Raw genomic sequence first — 16,951 nt, forward strand, 5'->3', positions numbered from 1 at the left:
GAGGCTAGGCCGAGGGGTCGGCCCCGCCCGCGCCGGAGACCTCGTCGCCGGCGCCCGTGTCCTCGGCGGGCGCGTCGCCCGACCCGGCCTGCTCCGCCGTGGGCAGCAGGCCGGCCAGGGCGGCGCCGGCGATGCGCCGGAACGCGCGGCGGGGCCGGCGGCTGCGGTCGAGCACGGCCACCTCGAGCGCGTCGACGCCCAGGGTGCGGTCGTCGCTCGCGCTCGTGCTCCCCGACCCCGACGAGCTTCCGTTCGCGGACTGCAGGGCGTCGACGGCGATCCGCAGGGCGCCGGCCATGTCCAGGTCGGCGTCGTACGACGACCGCAGGGCCGCGCTGATCGGCTCGGTGGTGCCGCCCATGACCACGAAGCGCGGCTCGTCGGAGATCGAGCCGTCGTAGGTGATGCGGAACAGCTTGTCGCGCTCGGGGGTGTCGCCGACCTCCGCGACGCACAGCTCGACCTCGAAGGGCTTCTGCTGCTCGATGAAGCTCGCGCCGAGGATCTGCGCGTAGGCGTTGGCGAGCGAGCGCCCCGAGACGTCGCGGCGGTCGTAGGAGTAGCCGCGGACGTCGGCGAACCGGATGCCGGCGGTGCGCAGGTTCTCGAACTCGTTGTAGCGCCCGACCGCGGCGAACCCGAGCGCGTCGTAGATCTCCGAGACCTTGCGCAGCGAGTTCGAGCGGTTCTCCGCCACGAACAGCACGCCGCCCGCGAAGGTCAGCACGACGACGCTGCGGCCCCGCGCGATGCCCTTGCGCGCGAGGTCCGAGCGGTCGCGCATCAGCTGGTCGACCGACGCGTAGAACGGCATCGTCATGGCGGGGAGCGCTCCTGGTCTCTCGTCTGCTGGTGGGGCCGGTCGTCGGTCAGCCGCCGGGACGCTCGCGACGCCCGGCGATCACGGCGTCGGCGACCGCGCCGACCTCGTCGTCACCCAGCATCGTCGCGCCCTCGGCGTCGATCGTCACGACGACCGGGTTGATGCCGCGGATGGTGTCGGGGCCGCCGGTGGCGGTGTCGTCGTCGGCGGCGTCGTAGAGCGCCTCGAGGAGGGCGCGCACGACGTCGTCGCGCGAGCCGTCGGGGTCGTGGCGCTTCTTCAGCGACGACTTGGCGAACAGCGAGCCGGAGCCGACGCCCGCGTAGTGGGTCTCCTCGTTGCGGCTGCCGACGACGTCGAAGGAGACGATGCGCCCGGCGCGGGCCGGGTCGATGGCGTCGACGTCGAAGCCGACGAACAGCGGCACGAACGACAGGCCCTGCATGGCGGCGCCGAGATTGCCGCGCACCATGCCGGCGAGCTTGTTGGCCTTGCCGTCGAAGGTGAGCGGGACGCCCTCGATCTTCTCGTAGTGCTGCAGCTCGACGGTGAACAGCCGGACCGCCTCGACGGCCATCCCCGCGGTGCCCGCGATGCCGGCCGCCGACCAGTCGTCGGTGACGTAGACCTTCTGCATGTCGCGCGAGGAGATGAGGTTGCCCATCGTCGCGCGCCGGTCGCCGGCGACGGCGACGCCGCCGGCGAAGGTCGCGGCGACGATCGTGGTGCCGTGCGCGGCCGACACGCCGGCCTGTTCCGCGGTCACGGTGCGCGCCCCCGCCCCGGGCAGCAGATCGGGCCGGACCTCCCGCAGGAAGTCGACGAACGAGGCCGTCCCGGCGGAGAAGTAGGCCGGGGGCAGGGCCGACGAGGGCTCCATCGGTGGGGCGCTCCTGAGTCTGTGCTGGTCGGGGTGCGGTCGGGGTGCGGTCGGGGTGCGGTCGGGGATGGACACCGCCCCCGGGACCCGGGGAACCGGGCCACGGGGGCGGCGGGGTGTCTCTAGGCCGAACGGAGTACCTGACTCCGCCGAGAGGTTACTGGCCGCCCTTCTGGACGTACGCCCGGACGAAGTCCTCGGCGTTCTCCTCGAGCACGTCGTCGATCTCGTCGAGGATCGTGTCCACGTCCTCACCGAGCTTCTCGCGGCGCTCCTGGCCGGCAGCGGTGGTGTCCTCGCTGCCCTCGCCGTCGTCGCCCCCGCCCTGCCGCTGGGTCTGTTCCTGCGCCATGGCTAGCCTCCCGGGGTCCTTCGTCACAGCGGGGTACTGCGCCTTCGAACCCTACAGATCGCGGACGACATCTGCCCGGGAACTAGCCCCGCGTGAGCGCTTCGACCAGGGCCGTCGCGTCGGCCGAGTTGTCGATGAGCTCGCCGACGTGCTTGCGGGTGCCGCGCAGGGGCTCGAGGGTCGGGATGCGCACCAGGGACTCGCGGCCGAGGTCGAAGATGACCGAGTCCCACGACGCCGCGGCCACCTCGCCGGGGTAGCGCTCCAGGCACCGGCCGCGGAAGTAGGCGCGGGTGTCCTCCGGCGGGTGGGTGACCGCCGCGCGGACCTCGTCCTCGCTGACCAGGCGCTGGATGGAGCCGCGGGTCACGAGCCGGTTGTAGAGCCCTTTGGCCTGGCGCACGTCGGCGTACTGCAGGTCGATGAGGTGCAGCTTCGGCGAGTCCCAGGGCAGGTTGTCGCGCTGCTGGTAGCTCTGCAGCAGGTTGAGCTTCGCGACCCAGTCGAGCCGGTCGGCGCAGCGCAGCGGGTCGGTGCCGAGGTCGTCGAGCACCTGCTGCCAGACCTCGAGCACCTCGCGGGTCATCGGGTCGATCTCGCCGTCGCCCGCGGTCTCCTCGTGCTGCCAGGCCCGCTCGAGGTAGGTGCGCTGCAGGTCGAGCGCGGTCATCTTCCGGCCGTCGGAGAGGTCGACGAGGGTCTCGAGCGTCGGGTCGTGGCTGATGCGGTGCACCGAGCGCACGGGCTCGAGCAGGCGCAGGTCGTCGAACCGGACACCGGCCTCGATCATCGAGAGCACCAGCGCGGTGGTGCCGACCTTGAGGAACGTCGAGTACTCGGCGAGCGTCGCGTCGCCGATGATGACGTGCAGGCGCCGGTACTTGTCCGCGTCGGCGTGGGGCTCGTCGCGGGTGTTGATGATGCCGCGCTTGAGCGTGGTCTCCAGCCCGACCTCGACCTCGATGTAGTCCGCGCGCTGCGAGAGCTGGAAGCCCGGCTCGTCCCCCGACGGCCCGAGGCCCACCCGGCCAGCGCCGCAGACGACCTGGCGCGAGGCGAAGAACGGCGTGAGCCCGGTGATGATCGTCGGGAACGGGGTCTGGCGGGCGCAGAGGTAGTTCTCGTGGGAGCCGTAGCTCGCGCCCTTGTTGTCGATGTTGTTCTTGTAGAGCTGGATGCGCGGGGTGCCCGGGACGGTGGCGGCGCGCTCGGCGGCGTCCTCCATGACCCGCTCGCCCGCCTTGTCCCAGATCACCGCGTCGCGCGGGGTGGTGACCTCGGGTGCGGAGAACTCGGGGTGCGCGTGGTCGACGTAGAGGCGCGCCCCGTTGGTGAGGATGACGTTGGCGGCGCCGAGGTCGTCGAGGTCGCCCGCGTCGGGCGGCGGGCCCGCGCTCGGGCCCAGGTCGAAGCCGCGGGCGTCGCGCAGCGGCGACTCGACCTCGTAGTCCCAGCGGGCGCGCCGGGCGCGCGGGACGTCGGCGGCCGCGGCGTAGGCCAGCACGATCTGGGTCGAGGTGATGACCGGGTTCGCGGCCGGGTCGCCGGGGACGGAGATGCCGTACTCGATCTCGGTGCCCATGATGCGGCTCGCGGTCATGCCCCGACCCTAATTGCGCCGGCCGTCCTCGGCCCCCTCCGGGCCGAGGGGTGCCTGCGTGCCGCGCCACAGGAGGGTGAACGCCACCGCGCCCAGCAGGACCGCGCCGGCCATCGTGGCCGCCATCGGCACGGCCGAGCGGCTCCCGGCGAGCCCGACGAGCGGGGCGGTGCCCGCGCCGACGAGGAACTGGGCGGTCCCCAGCAGCGCCGAGGCGCTCCCGGCGTGCTCGGGGTGGTCGGCGAGGGCGAGCGTCGTCGCGCACGGCAGCACGAAGCCCACCCCGATGACGGTGAGCACGAGCCCGGCCAGCAGCCCGGCGAGGCCCGTGTCGAGCAGCGTCGAGGCCAGCAGCCCGCCGGTGCCCACGAGCGCGACCCCGAGCCCGACCACCATCAGGCGCTCCGGGCGCACCCGTCCCGAGCCCGCCAGACGCCCCGCGACCTGCACCGACGTCACGATGGCCACCGAGTTGACCGCGAACACCCCGGAGAAGGCCTGCGGCGAGAGGCCGTAGAGGTCCTGCAGCACGAACGTCGACCCGGAGATGTAGGCGAACATCGCCGAGAACGTCAGCCCGGCGGTCAGGACGCACGCCACGACCCGCCGGTCGCCCAGCAGCACCCGGAACGACGCGAGGGTGGCCGCGGCGCTGCCCACGCGCCGGCGCGAGCGCGGCAGCGACTCGCGCACCAGCCCGAGCACGGCGAGCCCGGTGAGCGCCCCGTAGACCGCGAGGACGACGAACACCCCGCGCCAGCTCGTCACGCGCAGCAGCTGCCCTCCGAGCACCGGCGCGACGATCGGGGCCACGCCGGACACGAGCATCAGCGTCGCGAAGGCCCGCGCCGAGCTCGTGGCGTCGCTGGTGTCGCGCACCACGGCCCGGGCGACGACGATCCCGACCGCGCCGAGCAGCCCCTGGGCCAGGCGCAGGGCGACGAGCACCTCGATGCTCGGCGCCACGGCGCACAGGACCGACGCGACCGCGAACCCGGTGGCCCCGAGCAGCATCGGGCGGCGCCGGCCCAGGACGTCCGACAGCGGCCCGGCCACCAGCTGGCCGAGCGCGAGGCCGATGAGGCACGCGGTCAGCGAGAGCTGGGTGACCGAGGGCGAGGTGGCGAGGTCGGCGGCCAGCGCCGGCAGGGCGGGGAGGTAGGTGTCCAGCGACAGCGGCGCGGCGGCGGTCAGCGCGCCGAGGACGACGAGACGCGCGCGGTGCGAGCCGCGCCCCGTCACTCGCTCGCTGCGTCCTCCGGCTCGTCCTCCGCGCTCAGCCATCGCATCAGATGGTCGTGCACGTCCGGGTCGTTCAGCAGGTGGAAGTGGTGTGACGACGTCAACGGTTCGACGTCGGTGACCGAGCCGCCCGCCGAGTCGACGGGCACGAGCAGGTCGCCCAGGGCGTTGGCCAGCGGCGACCGCGCCGAGCTGGTGACACAGGCGGCCACCGCGTGGTGCGACGCGTGCGCGAGCAGCGGGACCTCGGTGTCGGACACCCCGGCGACGAGGTCGCGGATGCCGGCCGAGCGGCGGTCGAGGAACTCGCCCCACGTGCCCACCCCACGGTCGAGCTTCGCTTCGCTCCGTCTCCAGGAGTTCGACCAGCGCGAGAGCTGCGAGGCCAGCTGGTCGACGCGGTGGGCCAGCGGCGCCCCGCGGTGGGGCGAGCCGAGGTAGACCATCCGCCGCACGGCACCGACCCACGGCTGCCCGGTCTGGACCGCGTGGTGGCAGGCGTGGCGCAGCACGAGCCCGCCCATGGAGTGCCCGACGAGGTCGAGGCGGCGCACCGGCTCGGGCCAGCGCGCGAACAGGTCGGTGAGCAGCAGCGACAGCGCGGTGCCGTTGTCGGCGAGGCGCAGCCCGCTGTTGTAGCGCAGCAGCAGCGGCGTCGCGCCGGTCGCCGACGCGAGGCGCTCGGCGTAGCCCTCCCCCGCGCTGGCCTCGCCGTAGAGGCGCCAGGCGTGCTCGGTCTCCCCCAGCCCGTGCACGAACAGCACGAGCCGGGAGAGGTCGCGCTCGGGGTGGTCGGCGACGACCGCGCGCAGGGCCTCGGGGTCGGCGGGCAGCTCGCCGTGCTCGTCCTCCAGCGTGGACGTGTAGAGCGCCATCGGGACGGCGAGGTCGTTGTCGAGGGCCACCATGTGGTCGCCGACGAGCCCGTTGACCGCACCGGTGAGCACCGCGCCGGTGGGCGTGCCCGTGATCGGGCGCCACTCGCCGGGACGGGCGAGCGCGGCCGCCGCCCCGATCCCCCGGCCCGCGAGCCCCGAGATGCCGCGCACCGCGGCGTAGACGCCCGTGGTGATGCCGTCGTGCACCACCTGCACCGGCCGCGACGCGGGACCGAGGCCGACGCGGCGCAGCGCCCCGAACACGGTGCCGGCGACCGCCTCGTGGGTGCCCTGGACCGGGCGGGACACGATGTCGACGGCCTCGGACGCGACACCGGCCGCCCCGCGGACCTCGTTGCGGTCCGGGCGGGACGGCCGGCGTGCGCTGTCGCTCATGACAACACGGTACCTGTGGTACCTGGTGTCAGAGGTACTGACCGGTGTTCGACGCGGTGTCGATCTCCTTGCCCTGCGTCGCACCCTTGCCGGTGACGAGCGTGCGGATGTAGACGATCCGCTCGCCCTTCTTGCCCGAGATCCGGGCCCAGTCGTCCGGGTTGGTGGTGTTGGGCAGGTCCTCCGACTCGGCGAACTCGTCGACCACGGCGTCCAGCAGGTGCTGGACCCGCAGACCCGGCTGGGAGCTCTCCAGCTGGGACTTGATGGCCGACTTCTTCGCCCGCCCGACGATGTTCTCGATGACCGCACCGGAGTTGAAGTCCTTGAAGTACAGGACCTCCTTGTCCCCGTTGGCGTAGGTGACCTCGAGGAACCGGTTGTCGTCGGTCTCGGCGTACATCCGCTCGACGACCCGCTCGATCATGCCGTCGAGGCAGGCCGCGCGGTTGCCGCCGAACTCGGAGATGTCGTCCTCGTGCAGCGGCAGGCCGTCGATCAGGTACTTCGAGAAGATGTCCTGCGCCGCCTCGGCGTCCGGGCGCTCGATCTTGATCTTCACGTCGAGCCGGCCCGGCCGCAGGATCGCGGGGTCGATCATGTCCTCGCGGTTCGAGGCGCCGATGACGATGACGTTCTCGAGCCCCTCGACACCGTCGATCTCGGACAGGAGCTGGGGCACGATCGTCGTCTCGACGTCGCTGGACACGCCGGACCCGCGGGTACGGAAGATCGAGTCCATCTCGTCGAAGAACACGATCACCGGGGTGCCCTCGGACGCCTTCTCGCGCGCCCGCTGGAAGATCATCCGGATGTGCCGCTCGGTCTCGCCGACGAACTTGTTGAGCAGCTCCGGGCCCTTGATGTTGAGGAAGTGCGCCTTGACGTCGCGGCTGTCCTCGCCGCGGGTCTCGGCGACCTTCTTCGCCAGCGAGTTGGCCACCGCCTTCGCGATGAGCGTCTTGCCGCAGCCGGGCGGGCCGTAGAGCAGCACGCCCTTGGGCGGGCGCAGCTGGTAGGTCCGGAACAGGTCGGCGTGCAGGAAGGGCAGCTCGACCGCGTCGCGGATGGAGTCGATCTGGCGCGAGAGCCCGCCGATGTCGGTGTAGGCGACGTCGGGAACCTCCTCGAGGACGAGCTCCTCGACCTCGGCCTTGGGCACCTTCTCGTAGGCGTAGCCCACACGGGTGTCGACCATCAGGGAGTCGCCGGGCTTGAGCTCCGGCGCGTCGCCGATCAGCAGCGAGTCGGCGAGGTGGATCACCCGCTCCTCGTCGGCGTTGCCGATGATGAGGGCGCGGTTGCGCGTGCCGTCCTCGTCGGTGAGGACCTCGCGCAGGGCCACGACCTCGCCCACGCGCTCGTAGGTGCCGGCCTCGACGACGGTGAGCGCCTCGTTGAGCCGCAGGGTCTGGCCCCGGGTCAGCTCGGCGACCTCGACCGCCGGCGACACGGCCACCCGCATGCGGCGCCCGGAGGTGAAGACGTCGACCGTGGAGTCCTCGAACGACTCGAGGAACACGCCGTAGCTCGACGGCGGCTGCGCGAGCCGGTCGACCTCCTCGCGCAGCGCCACGAGCTGCGCCCGGGCCTCCTTGAGCGTCTCGGTGAGCTTGTCGTTCCGCTCGGTCAGCTGCGAGACGCGCTGCTGCGCCTCGCCCAGACGCTGTTCGAGGATGCGCGCGTGCCGAGGGGATTCGGTCAACTTGCGACGCAACAGCGCGACCTCGTCCTCGAGGAAGCGCACCTGTGCTGCCATGTCCGCCGAGCCGCGGTCGTGTCGCTCGCCGCGGTCCCGACCGCTGTCTGCCCTGTCGGATCGGCCCCTGGGGTCGTCGTCATTCGTCACGGCGCCCTCCTCCGCTACTCCGTGCCGCAAACCGTACCCGCGAATCGAGGTGTCCGTGGAGTAGCGTGCCGGTGACGGACTTCTCACGCAGGCCCCTTGCGTGGGGTCACCGAGGGTGATTCCTCCAGCACCGAGCACCACCGGGTGCTCACGCTGGGTCAGCCCCGGCTGGGCCTACGCTGCACGCGCGGCGGTGTGACGCCGTCGGCCAGGCGCCGAGCGGTCAGCAGGAACGCGGTGTGGGCGATCATGCGGTGCTCCGGGCGCACCGCGAGCCCGACCGCGTGCCAGGGGCGGACCATGGTCTCCCACGCCTCCGGCTCGGTCCAGCAGGCCTGCTCGCGCAGCGCCTCGGTGAGCGTGGAGAGCTGCGTCGTCGTCGCCACGTACCCGACGAGCACGCCGCCCGGGACCAGCGTGTCGCGCACGACGGGCAACACCTCCCACGGCGCGAGCATGTCGAGCACGACACGGTCGGCGGTCTCGCCCGTGTCGTGCTCGGCGAGGTCGCCGACCCGCAGGTCCCAGTTGTCCGGGCGCTCCCCGTAGAAGCGCTCGACGTTGGTGACGGCGTGCTCGGCGTGGTCGGCGCGGATCTCGTAGGAGCGCACGTGGCCCGTCGGCCCCACGGCGCGCAGCAGGCTGCACGTCAGCGCGCCCGAGCCGGCGCCGGCCTCGAGCACCCGCGCGCCCGGGAACACGTCGCCCCACATGACGATCTGCGCGGCGTCCTTCGGGTAGATCACCTGCGCACCGCGCGGCATCGCCAGCACGTAGTCGGGCAGCAGGGGGCGCAGCGCGAGGTAGGGGGTGTTCGCGGCGGAGTGCACGACGCTGCCCTCGGGGGCGCCGATGAGCTTGTCGTGGTCGATCGCCCCGCGGTGCGTGTGGTAGCTCTGCCCGCGCTCGAGCACCAGGCTGAAGTGCCGGCCCTTCGGGTCGGTGAGCTGCACCCGGTCGCCGGGCCGGAACGGGCCGCTGCGCACCGGCCCGCGCTCCTCGTCCAGTTCCTCGCTGTGCACGGCGGACCACCCTAGGGACCGGCGTCGAGGACAGGAGCTGTCGGGGCGCTGATCTAGCCTCACGGACATGAGCACGGAGGTCGGCGGGGCGGTCGAGGCCCCGCGGGCGCCCGCCCTCTCGCCGTCGCGGGCCGTCGACTTCCGGCGCTGCGCGCTGCTCTACCGCTTCCGCGCGGTCGACCGGCTGCCCGAGACGCCCTCGCCGGGCGCGCTGCGGGGCACGGTGGTGCACGCCGTGCTCGAGCGGCTGCACGCCCTCGAGCCCGGGGCGCGCCGGCCGGAGGCGGCGCGGGCCCTGGCCCGGGGCGTCCTCGACGAGCTCGCGCCCGACGAGCGCGCGCTGCTCGGCGAGGAGCCCGGGGTCGACGAGCTGCTCGCCCGCTACTTCGCGCTCGAGGACCCGCGCACCGTGGTGTCGGAGGCCCGCGAGCTGCGGATCGAGGCGGAACTGGAGGACGGCACTCCCCTGCGCGGCCACCTCGACCGCCTCGACACCACGCCGAACGGGCTCACCGTCGTCGACTACAAGAGCGGGCGCTCGCCCTCCCTGCGCGCCGAGGGGCCGATGATGTTCGGGGTCCGCTTCTACGCGCTCCTGCTGGCGCGCTCCCGGGGCGTGGTCCCGACGCTGCGGCTGCTGCACCTCGCCGACACCACGAGCCTCACGCTGCGCCCCCGCGCCGACGAGCTCGAGCGGTTCGCGGGCGTGCTCCGCGCCGTGTGGGCCGCGATCCGCCGCGCCGCCCCGACCGGCGACTTCCGCCCGGACCCCGGCCCCGGCTGCGCCTTCTGCGCGTTCAAGCCGCTCTGCCCCGCATGGGACGGCACGCCCCCGGCCTACCCCGGGTGGCCGGGCGACACCGTGACCCCGCTCCCCCGGCCGCGGGCGGGCGAGCCCGGGTGAGGCGTCGGGGACGGGACCGCGCCGCTCTCCAGAACGATGTCTCGGGAGTGTCACGAGTGTCGGTGGCATCGGAGGTCCGACCGGAGGGACGCGGCTCGTGCGGTTTACTGCCGGCCGCGGGACAACACTCGTGACAAGTCTCGAGAGATCGACATGGCGAGCGACCAGCGGTCGTTGTGCCTGCGTCGCGACCACCACGCCCGCGACGGTGATCGCCGCGATCAGCACCGCCAGGAGGATGTGGATCCTCGAACCCGGCCCCGTCATCGACCACGAGACCAGCCGTGGACACCTCGGCCGATCGGCCTACCCCACCCCGCACCAGGAGAGGCATGACCACGACCGTCACCGAGCCGTTCTTCCGCCCGCTCTCCGCGGACGGCGCCGACGGCCTGCGGGTCCTCGCGACCGGCTCGACCGCCGGCCCGTGGTTCCCCGACGCCCAGCACATGGGTCCGCCGAGCGCGCTGCTGGTGCGGGCGCTGGAGCGGTGCGCGCCGCGCGAGGAGGTGCTGCTCTCGCGGGTCACCGTCGAGGTGCTGGGGCGGGTGCCGATGGGCGAGCTGACCGTGCGCGCGTGGGTCGAGCGGCCCGGGCGGACGATCGAGCTGGTGGTCGCGGAGCTCGCCGCGGCGGGCCGGACGGTGGCCCGGGCCACGGGCTGGCGCCTCGCCGTCACCGACACGAGCGCCGCGGCCACCGACGCGGGCCCGGCGATGCCGGGACCCGAGCAGGGCGCCGTCATCCCCACGCCGGCGGGCTGGCTGCCCGGCTACCTCGACGCGGTGGACTGGCGGTGGCTCTCCGGGCACCTCGGCCGGTCCGGACCGGGACGGGCGTGGGGACGCCTGCGGGTGCCGGTGGTGGAGGGCGAGGAGCCGACGCCGTGGCAGTGCCTTGCGGCGGTCGCCGACTCCACCAACGGCGTCGCGGCCCGCCTGGACCTCAACGACTGGCTGTTCGTCAACACCGACCTGAGCCTGCACCTGCACCGCGCCCCCCGGGGGGCGTGGATCGGGCTCGATGCCGACAGCGTCATCGGCCCCGAGGGTCTGGGCACCGCGTTCTCGGTGCTCCACGACGAGCACGGGCCGGTCGGCCGGGCCGCGCAGGCCCTGACGGTGCGACCCCGCTGACGTCCCGGCTGAGGCTCAGTGCCCGTTCGCCGAGCCGATGGCGCGGCAGGACTGCAGCGACGAGGTGACGATGCCGGTGGCACCCAGCTCGGCGAGCTCGTCCATGGTGTCGTTGACCCGCTTGCGCTCGACCATCGAGCGGACGGCGACGAACTTCTCGTTCGACAGCGGCGCGACGGTCGGCGACTCGATGCCCGGCGTCAGCTCGACGGCGCGGTCGAGCAGGCCGACGGGGCAGTCGTAGTCGAGCATCACGTAGCGGCGGGCGTAGACGACGCCGCGCAGGCGCTCGACGAAGCGGGACTTCTCGCGCTGGGTGTCGGGGGCGTCCGGCGCCTGGTCGAACTTGGCGTTGCGGTCGATGATCACCGCCTGCGACTCGGTGATCGGGTCGCCCAGGGTCACCAGGCCGTGCTGGGCGAGGGTGCGCCCGGAGCTGACGACGTCGGCGATGGCGTCGGCCACCCCGAGCTCGATCGAGATCTCGACCGCCCCGTCCAGGCGGATGACGTCCTTCGCCGCGATGCGCTGCTGCGCGAGGTTCGCCCGCACGAGCCGGGGGTACGAGGTCGCGATCCGCTTGCCCGCCAGGTCCTGGATGCTCCACTCGTTGCGCAGGGGCGCGGCGTAGCGGAACTTCGAGTGCCCGAACCCGAGCTGGAGCAGCTGGTTGACCGAGGCGCTGGACTCCTCGGTGAGGTCGTGCCCGGTGATCCCGAGGTGCAGCTGGCCCTCGGAGACGTAGGTCGCGATGTCCTTCGGGCGGAGGTAGAAGAACGTGACCGCGTTGGCCTCGTCCTGCAGGCTCAGGTCGCGGCTGTCCGTCCGTTGCCGGTAGCCGGCGTCGCGCAGCATCGTCGACGCCTCCTCGGCCAGGGATCCCTTGTTGGGAACGGCGACGCGGAGCATGGGTCCTTCTCCTCCTGACACCCGCGGGTGTCGACTACAGGTGCTTGTAGACCTCGTCGAGGGACAGGCCGCGCCCGAGCATGATGACCTGGACGCGGTAGAGCAGCTGGGAGATCTCCTCGGCCAGCTTGTCGTCGGTCTCGTACTCGGCCGCGATCCACACCTCGCCGGCCTCCTCGAGCACCTTCTTGCCCTGGGCGTGGACCCCGGCATCCAGAGCAGCCACGGTCCCCGACCCCTCGGGCCGGTCCCGGGCCTTGACGGTCAGCTCGTCGAAGAGCTCGTCGAACGTCTTCACGTCGAGCAATCGTCGCACGGACCCGAAACCGGTCGCACACCACGGGCTGACCCCACTCTCCCCGGTCCCCACGCCCGTCACGGTCCCGGTGCGCCCTCCGGGCTCCGGGGGGCGCCGAACGGACGGTCGGGCGGGCGGACACGCCCGCGAGTGGGTCCCGCATCCCCCGTTCGCGCGGGGACGCCACGCGCTCAGTGCACGTCGGCCCGCGTCCGGTGGTCGCGCCGCCCGGACGCGTGGTCCCGGACGGCCGCGTTCAGCTCGTCCACGCCCAGCCCGACGAGGCTCCCGCGCAGCACACGGCGCTCCCCCGGCGCCACGGCCACCTCGGAGGGCACGACGAGGACGGTGGCGCCGGCCGCGACGGCCGAGCGGGTCCCGGTCGGCGAGTCCTCGACCGCCACGCACGCCGCGACGTCGACGCCGAGGAGCTCCGCGGCCCGCCGGTAGGGCGCCGGGTCGGGCTTGGTCGCCGGCACCTCGTCCCCGCACACGGTGACGTCGAAGAACCCGCGCCCGATGGTGTCGAGCGCGACGTCGGTCAGCTCCCGGTAGGTGCTGGTGACGAGTGCCGTCGCCAGCCCCGCGTCCCGGACCGTCGCCAGCGCCTCCCGGGCGCCGGGGCGCCACGGGAGGTCGTGCGCGAACAGGACCTTGGTCCGCTCGAGCAGCCAGCGCCCGTCCGCGTGCACCGCGGCGTCGTCGTCGGGGTCGAGGCCGGCCTCGGCGCGCACCGCCGCCACCGAGCGCCGCAGCGACGAGCCCACGAGGTCCTCGCGGCTCGCCGCCGAGAGCGTGCCGCCGAGGTGCGCGGCGAGGTCGGCCAGGGACACGTCCCAGAGCCGCTCGGAGTCGACCAGCGTGCCGTCCATGTCCCACAGGACGGCCTGCAACTCCACACGAGCTCCTCTACGTGATCAGCTGGACGCGGCGCCGCACGCCGGGTCGGACCGGCGTGCCGCGAGGCTAGGCATTGAAGTACTTGGCCTCCGGGTGGTGCACGACGAGCGCGTCCGTGGACTGCTCGGGGTGCAGCTGGTCCTCCTCGGAGAGCTCGACGCCGATGCGGCTCGGGTCGAGCAGGTCCACGATCTTGGCGCGGTCCTCGACGTCCGGGCAGGCGCCGTAGCCCAGCGAGAAGCGGGCGCCGCGGTAGCCGAGCTTGAAGTACTCGTGGACGTCCGCCGGGTCCTGGTCGGCCATCGTGGAGCCGTCGGCGAAGGTCAGCTCCTCGCGCACGCGGCGGTGCCAGTACTCGGCGAGCGCCTCGGTGAGCTGCACGCCGAGGCCGTGGACCTCGAGGTAGTCGCGGTAGGAGTTGTCCGCGAACAACTTGTTGGCGAAGTCGGCGATGGGCTGGCCCATCGTCACGAGGTTCATCGGCATGACGTCGACGCCGCCGAGCTCGCGGGCCTCGTCGCGGGTGCGGAAGAAGTCGGCGAGGCACAGGCGCCGGTCGCGCTTCTGGCGCGGGAACGCGAAGCGGTGCAGCTCGCCGGCGTCCGGCTTGGCCTCGTCGAGGACCACGACCTCCTGGCCCTCGGAGATCACCGGGAAGTAGCCGGTGACGAGCGCGGCGTGGCTGGTGATGCCCTCGGACTGCAGCCGGTCGAGCCAGTAGCGCAGGCGCGGGCGGCCCTCGGTCTCGACGAGCTCGTCGTACGACGGGCCCTCGTCGCCCTTCTGGCCGCGCAGTCCCCACTGCCCGAAGAACGTGGCGCGCTCGTCGAGCAGCGCCGCGAAGTCCTGCAGGCGCAGGCCGCGCACGACGCGGGTGCCCCAGAACGGCGGCGTCGGGACCTCGATGCGCCGCGCGACGTCGGAGATCGCGGTCGGGTCGAACGCCGGGTTCTCCTCGCCGGCCTCGGCCTCGCGCTTGGCCTTGATGCGCTCGGAACGCTCGCGGCGCTCCTTGCGCTCGGCCATCTTCTCCTTCTCCTCGTCCGACGGGCCCTCGCCCGTCATGACCGAGTCCATGAGCCGCAGGCCCTCGAAGGCGTCCTTCGCGTACCGGACGTCGCCCTGGTAGATCTCGCCGAGGTCGTTCTCGACGTAGGAGCGGGTGAGCGCCGCACCGCCGAGGAGCACCGGGTACTGCTCGGCGACCCCGCGGTCGTTCATCTCCTGCAGGTTGTCCTTCATGACCACGGTGGACTTCACCAGCAGCCCGGACATCCCGATGGCGTCGACCTTGTTCTCGTCCGCGGCCTCGAGGATGGCGTTGATCGGCTGCTTGATGCCGATGTTCACCACGTCGTAGCCGTTGTTGGACAGGATGATGTCGACGAGGTTCTTGCCGATGTCGTGGACGTCGCCCTTGACCGTCGCCAGCAGGATCTTGCCCTTGCCGGAGTTGTCGGTCGCCTCCATGTGCGGTTCGAGGTGGGCCACCGCGGCCTTCATGACCTCGGCCGACGCGAGCACGAACGGCAGCTGCATCTTGCCGGCGCCGAAGAGTTCACCGACGACCTTCATGCCACCGAGCAGGTCGGTGTTGATGATCTCGAGCGGGTCCTTCTCCTGCATGCCGGCGTCGAGGTCGGCCTCGAGGCCGTTGCGGTCGCCGTCGATGATCCGCTGCGCGAGGCGCTCGAAGAGCGGCATCGCGGCCAGCTTCTCGGCCCGCTCGTCCTTCGCCGACTGCGCCGACACGCCCTCGAAGAGGTTCATGAAGTGCTGCAGCGGGTCGTGCTTCTCGCGCCGGTTGTAGACGAGGTCGAGCGCGGCCTCGCGCTGCTCGTCGTCGATCTGCGAGAACGGCAGGATCTTCGAGGCGTTGAGGATCGCGGTGTCGAGACCGGCGTCGACGCACTCGTTGAGGAAGACCGAGTTCAGGACCTGGCGGGCGGCCGGGTTGAGACCGAACGAGATGTTCGACAGCCCCAGCGTCGTCTGGACCTGCGGGTACTTCTCCTTGAGCTGCTTGATCGCCTCGATCGTCTCGATGCCGTCGCGGCGGACCTCCTCCTGGCCGGTGGAGATCGGGAAGGTCAGGCAGTCGATGATGATGTCCTCGACCCGCATGCCCCAGTTCTCGGTGAGGTCCTCGATGAGGCGGAAGGCCACGCGGGTCTTCCACTCCGCGGTGCGGGCCTGGCCCTCCTCGTCGATGCAGAGGCCGACGACGGCGGCGCCGTGCTCGCGCACCAGACGCATGATCTTCTGGAACCGCGAGTCCGGCCCGTCGCCGTCCTCGTAGTTCACCGAGTTGATCGCCGAGCGCCCGCCGAGCTGCTCCAGCCCGGCCTCGAGCACCTCGGGCTCGGTGGAGTCCAGCACCACCGGCAGCGTCGAGGCCGTCGACACGTCGTGGGCGAGGCGGTCCATGTCGGCGACGCCGTCGCGCCCGACGTAGTCGATGCAGAGGTCCATCCAGTGCGCGCCCTCGCGGATCTGCGCCTTGGCGATCTCCACGCACTTCTCGTAGTCGTCCTCGACCATCGACTCGCGGAACGCCTTCGAGCCGTTGGCGTTGGAGCGCTCACCGATCATGAGCAGGCCCGTGTCCTGGCGGAACGGCACCGAGTGGTACATCGAGGAGATGCCCGGCTCGGGCTGCGGGTCGCGCTCGGTGGGCGTGAGGTCCCGGCACTTCTCGGCGAGCGCGCGGACGTGGTCGTTCGTCGTGCCGCAGCAGCCGCCGACGAGCTGGAGCCCGTAGTCGGTGATGAACGAGGCGCAGTAGTCGGCCAGCTCGTCCGGGGTCAGCGGGTACTCGGGCCCGTTCGGGCCGAGCTCGGGCAGGCCGGCGTTGGGCATCACGCTGACCGGGATGCGGCTCTGGCGGCTCAGGGCGCGCAGGTGCTCGCTCATCTCGGCCGGGCCGGTGGCGCAGTTCAGGCCGATGCCGTCGATGCCCAGGGGCTCGAGCGCCGTGAGCGCCGCCGTGATCTCGGAGCCGACCAGCATCGTGCCGGTGAGCTCGACGGTGACGTGGCAGATGACCGGCACGCGCTTGCCGTACTGGTCCATGGCGCGGTACGCGCCGAGGATTGCGGCCTTCGACTGCAGGAGGTCCTGGCAGGTCTCGACGAGGATCGCGTCGGCGCCGCCCTCGAGCTGGCCGAGCACCGACTCGATGTAGGCGTCGCGCAGCTGGGCGTACGGAGCGTGCCCGAGGGTGGGCAGCTTCGTCCCGGGGCCGTTGGAGCCGAACACGAACCGGGGGCGCTCGGGGGTGGCGTACTCGTCGGCGGCCTGGCGCGCGATCTTCGTGCCCTCGAGGGCGAGCTCGCGGATGCGGTCCGGGATGTCGTACTCGTTGAGGTTCGGCCAGTTGGTGCCGAACGTGTTCGTCTCGATGACGTCGGCGCCGGCCTCGAGGTGGCCCTGGTGCACGGCCAGCACGGCGTCGGGGCGCGAGACGTTGAGGATCTCGTTGCAGCCCTCGAGCTGCTCGAAGTCGTCGAGCGAGAGGTCCTGGTCCTGCAGCGCGGTCCCCATGGCACCATCGCCGATGAGGACCCGGGAGTGCAGAGCGGACAGGAATGCAGACTCACTCGAAGTAGTCATCGAACGATCGTAACGTGATCGAGGAGCAGTGCCAGGCGCACTGCGAGCCTCGTCACGGGACGTAGGCTGTCCGCGTGTCCGTGCCCGACGACCGCCCCGACGACCCCGTCCCCTCCCCGGAAGACGCCCCGGACGACACCCCGGACGACA

Annotated in this window: 14 protein-coding genes; 2 read left to right on the forward strand and 12 right to left on the reverse strand. The window is 72.5% G+C overall.

Translation table 11 applies throughout. From position 1 onward, the window contains the following. Positions 1-4: 4 nt before the first annotated feature. The 8 genes from prcA to PHK61_RS03040 all read right to left on the reverse strand — a co-directional run bounded on the left by prcA (position 5) and on the right by PHK61_RS03040 (position 9,006). Positions 5-820, reverse strand: a complete 816-nt coding sequence (prcA, locus tag PHK61_RS03005; protein ID WP_274279483.1) for a proteasome subunit alpha — start codon at positions 818-820, stop codon at positions 5-7. Between the two features lie 49 nt (positions 821-869). Next, positions 870-1,703, reverse strand: a complete 834-nt coding sequence (gene prcB / locus PHK61_RS03010; RefSeq protein WP_274279484.1) for a proteasome subunit beta — start codon at positions 1,701-1,703, stop codon at positions 870-872. A gap of 157 nt (positions 1,704-1,860) precedes the next feature. Then, complete coding sequence (locus PHK61_RS03015; RefSeq protein WP_133828699.1) at positions 1,861-2,055, reverse strand: ubiquitin-like protein Pup; 195 nt, start codon at positions 2,053-2,055, stop codon at positions 1,861-1,863. 82 nt (positions 2,056-2,137) lie between these two features. Continuing rightward, entirely contained in the window at positions 2,138-3,655 is a 1,518-nt protein-coding gene (gene dop / locus PHK61_RS03020; protein ID WP_274279485.1) for a depupylase/deamidase Dop, read from the reverse strand. Positions 3,656-3,664: 9 nt separating this feature from the next. Then, positions 3,665-4,897: a multidrug effflux MFS transporter gene (locus PHK61_RS03025; protein WP_274279486.1), complete on the reverse strand. Its 1,233-nt coding sequence runs from the start codon at positions 4,895-4,897 to the stop codon at positions 3,665-3,667. After that, on the reverse strand, positions 4,894-6,171 hold the full coding sequence (locus PHK61_RS03030) for an esterase/lipase family protein (protein ID WP_274279487.1): 1,278 nt from the start codon (positions 6,169-6,171) through the stop codon (positions 4,894-4,896). Before PHK61_RS03030 ends, PHK61_RS03025 begins: the two co-directional genes overlap by 4 nt. Positions 6,172-6,199: 28 nt before the next feature. After that, on the reverse strand, positions 6,200-8,020 hold the full coding sequence (arc, locus tag PHK61_RS03035; RefSeq protein ID WP_274279488.1) for a proteasome ATPase: 1,821 nt from the start codon (positions 8,018-8,020) through the stop codon (positions 6,200-6,202). A gap of 158 nt (positions 8,021-8,178) precedes the next feature. Beyond that, entirely contained in the window at positions 8,179-9,006 is an 828-nt protein-coding gene (locus PHK61_RS03040) for a tRNA (adenine-N1)-methyltransferase (RefSeq protein ID WP_274279706.1), read from the reverse strand. Positions 9,007-9,109: 103 nt separating this feature from the next. On the opposite strand from PHK61_RS03040, the gene PHK61_RS03045 reads away from it, so the two are divergent. Together PHK61_RS03045 and PHK61_RS03050 are read left to right on the forward strand one after the other, a co-directional pair. Further along, positions 9,110-9,946 carry a RecB family exonuclease gene (locus tag PHK61_RS03045; protein WP_274279489.1) on the forward strand — a complete coding sequence of 279 codons (837 nt, stop codon included), beginning with the start codon at positions 9,110-9,112 and terminating at the stop codon, positions 9,944-9,946. Between the two features lie 332 nt (positions 9,947-10,278). Beyond that, complete coding sequence (locus tag PHK61_RS03050) at positions 10,279-11,082, forward strand: thioesterase family protein (protein WP_274279490.1); 804 nt, start codon at positions 10,279-10,281, stop codon at positions 11,080-11,082. 15 nt (positions 11,083-11,097) lie between these two features. Here PHK61_RS03050 and hisG read toward each other — a convergent pair whose 3' ends face one another. The 4 genes from hisG to metH form a co-directional block, all read right to left on the reverse strand. Beyond that, the gene (gene hisG / locus PHK61_RS03055) at positions 11,098-11,991 is read right to left on the reverse strand and encodes an ATP phosphoribosyltransferase (RefSeq protein WP_274279491.1); all 894 of its coding nucleotides are present in this window, start codon (positions 11,989-11,991) and stop codon (positions 11,098-11,100) included. 34 nt (positions 11,992-12,025) lie between these two features. After that, positions 12,026-12,289, reverse strand: a complete 264-nt coding sequence (locus PHK61_RS03060; protein WP_274279492.1) for a phosphoribosyl-ATP diphosphatase — start codon at positions 12,287-12,289, stop codon at positions 12,026-12,028. A gap of 191 nt (positions 12,290-12,480) precedes the next feature. Then, complete coding sequence (locus PHK61_RS03065) at positions 12,481-13,188, reverse strand: HAD family hydrolase (RefSeq protein WP_274279493.1); 708 nt, start codon at positions 13,186-13,188, stop codon at positions 12,481-12,483. Positions 13,189-13,255: 67 nt separating this feature from the next. Then, the gene (gene metH / locus PHK61_RS03070) at positions 13,256-16,801 is read right to left on the reverse strand and encodes a methionine synthase (RefSeq protein WP_274279494.1); all 3,546 of its coding nucleotides are present in this window, start codon (positions 16,799-16,801) and stop codon (positions 13,256-13,258) included. Positions 16,802-16,951 lie beyond the last annotated feature (150 nt).

This window comes from Actinomycetospora lutea, assembly GCF_028737205.1.
GTDB classification, from domain to species: domain Bacteria; phylum Actinomycetota; class Actinomycetes; order Mycobacteriales; family Pseudonocardiaceae; genus Actinomycetospora; species Actinomycetospora lutea.

Bases quoted from the DNA above. Each gene is read 5' to 3' on its own strand.
- prcA (WP_274279483.1), bottom strand. From the start codon at position 820: ATGACGATGCCGTTCTACGCGTCGGTCGACCAGCTGATGCGCGACCGC.
- prcB (WP_274279484.1), bottom strand. From the start codon at position 1,703: ATGGAGCCCTCGTCGGCCCTGCCCCCGGCCTACTTCTCCGCCGGGACG.
- PHK61_RS03015 (WP_133828699.1), bottom strand. From the start codon at position 2,055: ATGGCGCAGGAACAGACCCAGCGGCAGGGCGGGGGCGACGACGGCGAG.
- dop (WP_274279485.1), bottom strand. From the start codon at position 3,655: ATGACCGCGAGCCGCATCATGGGCACCGAGATCGAGTACGGCATCTCC.
- PHK61_RS03030 (WP_274279487.1), bottom strand. From the start codon at position 6,171: ATGAGCGACAGCGCACGCCGGCCGTCCCGCCCGGACCGCAACGAGGTC.
- PHK61_RS03045 (WP_274279489.1), top strand. From the start codon at position 9,110: ATGAGCACGGAGGTCGGCGGGGCGGTCGAGGCCCCGCGGGCGCCCGCC.
- PHK61_RS03050 (WP_274279490.1), top strand. From the start codon at position 10,279: ATGACCACGACCGTCACCGAGCCGTTCTTCCGCCCGCTCTCCGCGGAC.
- hisG (WP_274279491.1), bottom strand. From the start codon at position 11,991: ATGCTCCGCGTCGCCGTTCCCAACAAGGGATCCCTGGCCGAGGAGGCG.
- metH (WP_274279494.1), bottom strand. From the start codon at position 16,801: ATGACTACTTCGAGTGAGTCTGCATTCCTGTCCGCTCTGCACTCCCGG.